Genomic DNA, 7,052 nt, shown 5'->3' with positions numbered 1-7,052 from the left:
TGCCCCCCGCGCGGTGTCACCCGGTCCGGCCGCCGGGGGGCGTCGCGCCGGCCCCGGCCTCGCCCCGCCCCGCGCCCAGGGGCGCGGGGGGGGGGGCCCCCGGTCATCCACAGGCGGGCCCGATGTCCACAGGCGGCCCGGTACGGAGAGTTATCCACAGGTGCGGCCGTGAGTCGACAAACCGGTATAGCCACTGCCGGATCGAGTCAGATCATCACACCGGACCATAGAGCAGACTAATCGGACCAGAGTCACCCCTCCGCCAGCAAATCACCCGTCCGAGCGGGCGAATTCCCTCACCCGAGAAGGCAGACCGAGGTTTGAAACCTCAATTCCTCGGTGGCTCGCCGCGCGTCGCCCGGCTTTCCCGTCATCCACAGGGAAGCGCCGAACCCTGTGGACAAACTCTCCCCGGGCGGCTTTCCACAGCAGTTATCCACAGGCCGGGGGGAGTTATCCCCAGGCGCGCGCCGCTCTCCACAGCCCCTGACCTGCACCCCCCGGGAGCCGGCCCGGGACAGGATCGCAGAATCCCGGACACGTCGCGACATAGCCGACAGACGTGTCCCAAGCCGGTAAAGCCGGTGAATCGGCGGTGAAATCCGACGGACCGTCAGGCGGAGCGGTCCGCGAAACCCCGGGAAACCCGTTCCGGTCCCGGGTCCGCTCACCGGTAGGCTGGCCCCGTGATTGACCTTCGCCTGCTCCGTGAGGACCCCGACCGAGTGCGCGCCTCGCAGCGCGTCCGTGGTGAGGACGTCGACCTCGTCGACGCCCTCCTCTCCGCCGACGAACGGCGCCGGTCCTCGGGCAGTCGCTTCGACGAGCTGCGCAACGAGCAGAAGCTGCTCGGCAAGCAGGTCGCCAAGGCCCAGGGCGACGAGAAGACCGCGCTGCTCCAGCGGACCAAGGAGCTCGCCGGCGAGGTGAAGGCCGCCGACGCCGAGCAGAACGAGGCCAAGGAGGAGGCCGACCGCCTGCTCCGCTCGCTCGCCAACCTGATCGACCCGGCGGCGCCGGTCGGCGGCGAGGAGGACTTCGTCACGCTCGAGGAGATCGGCACCCCGCGCGACTTCGCCGCGGAGGGCTTCGAGCCCCGCGACCACGTCGAGCTGGGCCAGATCCTCGGCGCCATCGACACCGAGCGCGGCGCCAAGGTCGCCGGCGCCCGCTCCTACTACCTCACCGGCATCGGCGCGCTGCTGGAGCTCGCGCTGGTCAACATGGCGATGGCGCAGGCCACCGCCGCCGGCTTCACCGCGATGATCACCCCGGCCCTGGTCCGCCCGGCCGCCATGGACGGCACCGGCTTCCTCGGCCAGGCCGCCGAGAACGTGTACCACCTCCCCGACGAGGACCGGTACCTGGTCGGCACCAGCGAGGTGCCGCTCGCGGCGTACCACATGGACGAGATCCTGGACGGCGACCAGCTGCCGCTGCGCTACGCCGGCTTCTCGTCCTGCTTCCGCCGCGAGGCGGGCACCTACGGCAAGGACACCCGCGGCATCATCCGGGTGCACCAGTTCGAGAAGGTGGAGATGTTCGTCTTCACCACGCCGGAGGAGGCCGAGGCCGAGCACCGCCGCCTGCTCCAGTGGGAGAAGGACTTCCTCAACGCGCTGGAGCTGCCCTACCGGGTGATCGACGTCGCCTCCGGCGACCTGGGCTCCTCGGCCGCACGCAAGTTCGACATCGAGGCCTGGATCCCCACCCAGGGCAAGTACCGCGAGGTCACCTCGACCTCCAACACCACCGAGTACCAGGCCCGCCGGCTCTCCATCCGGGTCCGTGAGGAGGGCAAGGTGCGGCCGCTGGCGACGCTGAACGGCACCCTGGTCGCCGTCCCGCGCACGATCGTGGCGATCCTGGAGAACCACCAGCAGGCCGACGGCTCGGTCGTCGTGCCGAAGGCGCTGCGGCCCTTCCTCGGCGGTCGCGAAGTGATCGAGCCCGTCCGCAAGTGACCCGCCTTCCCGAGGACGCAGGGACCATGACCAGCAACGGCCACCGACCCGGCGCCTCCCCCGGTGGCGACCTGCCCTACCGGCTGGTCGCCACCGACCTGGACGGCACGCTGCTGACCCCGGCCGAGACGGTCTCCGACCGGACGCGCGACGCGCTGGCCGGGGCGGTCGCCGCCGGGGCGCAGCACATCATCGTCACCGGCCGGTCGGCCGCCTGGGCCCGGCCGGTGTTCGACGAGATCGGCTACACCGGGATAGCCGTCTGCGGCCAGGGCGCCCAGGTGTACGACGCCGGGGCGCACCGGCTGCTCACCTCGCTCACCCTGGACCGCCGGCTGGCCGCCGTGGCACTGGCCAAGATCGAGGCCGAGGTGGGCCCGCTGCTGGTGGCCGCCAACGAGGACGGCCTGGAGGGCCGGGTGCTGGCCGGGCCGGGGTTCCGGCTGCGGATCGGCACCGAGCTGCCGGTCTCCGCGGTCGAGGCCGACGGCCTGCTGGCGGGCCCGGTGGCGAAGCTGTACATCCAGCACCCGGAGCTCGGCGACGACGAGCTGGCCGAGGCCGCGCACCGGCTGGCGGGCGACCTGGTCGGCGTGGTGATGGCCGGCCCCGGTGTGGTGGAGCTGCTGCCGCCGGGCCTGTCCAAGGCGACCGGCCTGGCCGTGGCCGCGCTGCGGCTCGGGGTGAAGGGCGCGCAGACCATCGCGTTCGGCGACATGCCCAATGACATCCCGATGTTCTCGTGGGCCGCGCACGGCGTGGCCATGGGCGGGGCGCACGAGCGGCTGAAGGAGGTCGCGGACGAGGTGACCGCTGGCAACGGCGAGGACGGTGTCGCGGTCGTCCTGGAGCGGGTCTTCGGCCTGGGCTGATCCCGCCCGGAAGCGCGGACGGCCGCCCGTGGGGCGGCCGCTGCCGTCGGGCGGCCCGCGGGCCCGGGGGCCGGGCCCGCGGTGGGCGCCGGATCAGCCGTAGGAGACGTTCGAGCAGGGGTCGTCGTCGGCCGAGCGGGCCCCGCCCGCGACGCTGGTCGGCAGCGGGCCGGACGGCACCGCGGAGGCCGCGCCGACCGAACCGCCCGCGTAGTCCTTGCCCAGCACCAGGCTGATGCCCGCCTTGGTGGAGGTCTGCAGGGTGGCGCCCGGGAAGAGCTTGGCGACCTGCTCGGCCTGGGCCTTCTGGCCGGGGCCGTACTGGACGAGCGTGGTGTCGTGGTCCTGCGAGGAGGCGTTGGTCTTCGCGGTGACCGTGAAGTCGGCGGCGGTGAGTGCCGCGGCCGCCTTGGTGCCGAGGCCGCCGGTGGTGGTGCCGTTGTAGACGCCGACCTTGATGCCGGTGCCGTTGACCGGCGTCTCGGTGGCCGGGGCGGCGGAGCTCGCGGCGGCGGACGGGCTGGCTCCGGCACTGGCGCTGGCGTCCTGGCCGTCGAGCGTGCGGTCGGCCTTGAGCGCCTGCCAGAGCTGGTCGACGTCGGGGTGGAGCAGGGCGACCCGCTCGCCGGCGAACTTCCACGGGGTGGTGAGGAACTTGATGTTGTGCAGGTCGATGTCCTTCAGCCCCATGGCGAAGGAGATCAGCTTGGTCGGCGAGTCCAGGCCGGGGTCGACGATCATCGACTTGGTGGCCGCGTCGGCGAGCGGCAGCAGGTTGGTCGGGCTCATGCCGTTGGTCTTGATGCTCTTGATCAGCGAGGACATGAAGGCCTGCTGGCGCTTCATGCGGCCGATGTCGGAGCCGTCGCCGATGCCGTGCCGCAGCCGGACGTAGTCGAGCGCGGCCTGCCCCTTCACGTTCTGCTCGCCCTTGGGGTAGAGCATCTTGCCCTTCTTGGGCAGGTTGGGGTTGAGGTCCTTCTCGTAGATCGCGTTCGGCAGGCAGACGTTGACGCCGCCGACCGCGCTGGTCATGGCGGCGAAGCCCTCGAAGTTGACCACCATGGTGTGGTCGACGCGGATGTTCGTCAGCGCCTCGACGGTGTTCTGGGTGCAGGCCGGGTTGCCCGTGTCGGTGTTGCCGACCGAGAAGGCGCTGTTGAACATGACGCCGGTCTGCGGCTTGGTCCAGGTGCCGTTGGGCAGCTTGCACTTGGGGATGTCGACCAGGGCGTCGCGGGGGAAGGAGACGCCGACGGCGTGCTTGTGGTCGGAGTAGACGTGCAGCAGGATCGTGGTGTCCGAGCGGGCACCGCCGTCCTCGCCGCCGCCCAGGTCCTTGTTGTCGCCGCTGCGCGAGTCCGAGCCTATGAGCAGGATGTTGACCGGGGTGTGGCCGTTGGCGTCGGGGCTCGCCGCCGCGGGCCGGTCCTTGCTGAGGGCGTCGCCGTCGAAGGACTTGATGTTGCCGCTGAGCTTCAGGTAGACGGCGCCGCCGGCGACGGTGATCAGGCCGAGGGTGCCGACCGCGACCCAGGCCACGATCTTCTTCTTGCTCCGGGGTTTCTTGCGGGCGCGGCGCGCCTCGGCGCGGCCGAGCGGCGGCTCGCCGTCGTCGCCACCGCCGCCGCGGCCCTGCTGGGCACGGCGGGCCTCCGCCCGGCCGCCCTGCTGGGGCACCGGCGGGCGCTCGCGCTCGCCGCGGCGGGGGCCCGGCAGGTCCTCCCGGTACGGACGGTGCGGCGCGTCGTCCCGGTACGGAGCATCGCGGTCGTAGTCGTCCTGGTAGGAGGCGTCGTCGCGCCACCAGCCGGCGTCGTTCTCCGACGCGCCCGCTCTCTGGCCTGACATACGTACACCCTCCACCGGCACCAGCCAACACACGAGCCCCGTAGTGCAGCGTGCGCACCACAGGTGCGCAAGCTTCTGCGGAGCATATAAAGGCATCATTGAAGAGTCACGGCCCGGGCATCCGGTTGCACAAACGAACAAGAGAGTCAAGGAGTCCGGGGGGTCGGTTGGGGGAGTTCCGCGGGAAGGTTGTAGGATGACCGGGCAATCCAGCCCCTTCCTGTGAAGGCCCGCGCACGAGAGGAGTCCGCCATGGCCGGCCGTACCGACGGTCTGCACGCCGCCGGGCGTCGCTCCCTCGTCGACGACACGATCGCCCAGCTGCGCGAGCGGCTCGGCTCCGGTGCCTGGGCGGTCGGCGAGCGGATCCCCACCGAGCACGAGCTGGCCGAACGGCTCGGCGTCGGCCGGAACACCGTCCGGGAGGCCGTCCGGGTGCTGGTGCACGCCGGCATGCTGGTCACCCGGCAGGGCGAGGGCACCTTCGTCCGCTCCACCAGCGACCCCGCCGCGCTGCTCCGCGGCGTGCAGCGCTCCGACGTCCGGGACGTCCTGGAGGTCCGCGCCGCGCTGGAGGCCGAGGCGGCCAGGCTGGCCGCCGCCCGGCACACGCCCGAGGACATCGCCCGGATGCGGGCGGCGCTCGCCCGGGAGGCCGCCGTGCTGGCCGCGCACCCCGAGCGGGCCGGCCGGGAGGCCACCGTCGAGCACGACCTGGAGTTCCACACGGCCGTGGTGGACGCCGCCCACAACCCCGCGCTGGCCGAGCTGTACCGCTACTTCGGCGCCTCGGTGCGCGAGGCGATGCGGGCCGCGTTCGGCGACCACGAGATGCCCGAGGTGGTCATCGCCACCCACGAGGCGCTGGTCGACGCGATCGAGAGCGGCGACCAGGACCGGGCCGAGGCGGCCTGCCGGGAGCTGCTGGCGGAGCCGACCGCCGCGGTCGAGCAGCTGCTCGCCGCCATCGCGGCCCGGAAGTGACGGCGGGCACCGCACCCGCCCGCCCCGATCCCCGTACGTCCCCGGAAAGAGCCCCTCGCACCATGGCGGTCACCCGCGCCCCCCAGCCCCTTGCCACCGCCCCGGTGGTCCGTACCCGCACCGCCGCGCTGGCGCACCCCGCGCTGCTGCTCGCCGGCATCCTGCTGGTGGCCCTGAACATGCGCGCCTGCCTCGCGGCCATCTCCCCGATGGTCGGCGAGATCCAGCACTCGCTCGGCCTGTCGGCCACGGCCGGCGGCCTGATCACCACGGTGCCGGTGCTGTTCCAGGGGGTCGGCGCGCCGCTGACGCCCCGGCTGACCCGCCGCTTCGGCGCCGAGCGGGTGGTGCTCGGCGCGGTGCTCGCACTCGGCGCCGGGGTGCTGCTGCGGGTCCTGCCCTCGGCCACCGCGCTGTACGCGGGCTGCGTGGTGATCGGCGTCGCGATCGCGGTGCTGAACGTCTCCATGCCGGGTCTGGTGAAGCGCGAGTTCCCGGACCGGGCGGCCACGATGACCGGCGTGTACTCCACCACGATGCTGGTCGGTGCCACCCTGGCGGCTGGCGTCTCGGTGCCGCTGGAGCACGCGCTCGGCGGCGGGTGGCGGGCCTCGCTGGGCTCCTGGTCGCTGCTCGCCCTGGTCGCCGCGCTGGCCTGGCTGCCGCAGCTGCTGCACAGCCGCCGCCCGGCCGTCCCCGCCGCGCCGGCCGCCTCCCCCGCACCCTCGGCGCCCGCCGCCCGCGGGCCCTGGCGCTCGCCGCTGGCCTGGCAGATCAGCGCCTTCATGGGGATCTCGTCGCTGCTGGTGTACAGCCTGGTGGCCTGGCTGCCGACGGTCCTCGCCGACCACGGCATGGACCGCGGCCGGGCCGGACTGGTCTTCGCCTTCTCCAATCTCGTCCAGGTGGGCGGCGCCTTCCTGGTGCCGCTGATCGCCGGCCGGATGACCCGCCAGCGGGCCCTCGCGGTCGCGATGGCCGGGCTGAACGCGGCCGGCATCGCCGTCCTGCTGCTCGCCCCGGTCTCCGGCGCCTGGGTGGCCGCCGCGGTGCTGGGCGTCGCCCAGGGCGGCTCGCTCGGACTGGCGCTGGCCTTCATCGTGCTGCGCACCGAGAGCGCCGCGGGCGCGGCCCGGCTCAGCGGGATGTCGCAGGCGGTGGGCTATCTGGTGGCCGCGGCCGGGCCGGTCGGCGCGGGCGCGCTGCACCAGCTGACCGGCGGCTGGCAGGTGCCGCTGGCCCTGCTGCTGGTGCTGGCGCTGGCGGCCGCCCCGGGGGGGGGGGGGGGGGCCCCCCCCCCCGCGCGCCCCCCCCCCCCCCCCCCCCGCGGCGGGGGGCGCCCCCCCCCCCCCCCGGGGGGCCCCCCCCCCCCCCCCCCGCC

General features: G+C 73.7%; 5 protein-coding genes. 4 read left to right on the top strand and 1 reads right to left on the bottom strand.

The window, feature by feature from the left end; genetic code table 11:
* Nucleotides 1-686: 686 nt before the first annotated feature.
* Both serS and ACFV0G_RS31750 read left to right on the top strand, forming a co-directional pair.
* A complete protein-coding gene (gene serS, locus ACFV0G_RS31755; RefSeq protein WP_380555490.1) occupies nt 687-1,964 on the top strand; it encodes a serine--tRNA ligase in 1,278 nt (425 codons plus the stop codon).
* A 26-nt stretch (nt 1,965-1,990) separates the two neighbouring features.
* Entirely contained in the window at nt 1,991-2,836 is an 846-nt protein-coding gene (locus tag ACFV0G_RS31750) for an HAD family hydrolase (protein WP_380555488.1), read from the top strand.
* A gap of 93 nt (nt 2,837-2,929) precedes the next feature.
* Here ACFV0G_RS31750 and ACFV0G_RS31745 read toward each other — a convergent pair whose 3' ends face one another.
* Complete coding sequence (locus tag ACFV0G_RS31745) at nt 2,930-4,687, bottom strand: LCP family protein (RefSeq protein WP_380555486.1); 1,758 nt, start codon at nt 4,685-4,687, stop codon at nt 2,930-2,932.
* A 252-nt stretch (nt 4,688-4,939) separates the two neighbouring features.
* On the opposite strand from ACFV0G_RS31745, the gene ACFV0G_RS31740 reads away from it, so the two are divergent.
* A complete protein-coding gene (locus tag ACFV0G_RS31740; RefSeq protein ID WP_380555484.1) occupies nt 4,940-5,671 on the top strand; it encodes a FadR/GntR family transcriptional regulator in 732 nt (243 codons plus the stop codon).
* A gap of 62 nt (nt 5,672-5,733) precedes the next feature.
* Nucleotides 5,734-7,052, top strand: a 1,319-nt coding sequence (locus tag ACFV0G_RS31735; RefSeq protein WP_380555482.1) for a CynX/NimT family MFS transporter, incomplete at its 3' end; no start/stop codon positions are given.

This window comes from Kitasatospora sp. NPDC059571 (assembly GCF_042735675.1).
Lineage (GTDB): Bacteria > Actinomycetota > Actinomycetes > Streptomycetales > Streptomycetaceae > Kitasatospora.
The sequence above is the reverse complement of the archived record's forward strand: the minus strand, read 5'-3'. Positions and strand labels throughout refer to the sequence as shown.

What these genes read in the sequence shown, in the direction of transcription:
- ACFV0G_RS31750 (WP_380555488.1), top strand. Translation starts at nt 1,991, where the DNA reads ATGACCAGCAACGGCCACCGACCCGGCGCCTCCCCCGGTGGCGACCTG.
- ACFV0G_RS31745 (WP_380555486.1), bottom strand. Translation starts at nt 4,687, where the DNA reads ATGTCAGGCCAGAGAGCGGGCGCGTCGGAGAACGACGCCGGCTGGTGG.
- ACFV0G_RS31740 (WP_380555484.1), top strand. Translation starts at nt 4,940, where the DNA reads ATGGCCGGCCGTACCGACGGTCTGCACGCCGCCGGGCGTCGCTCCCTC.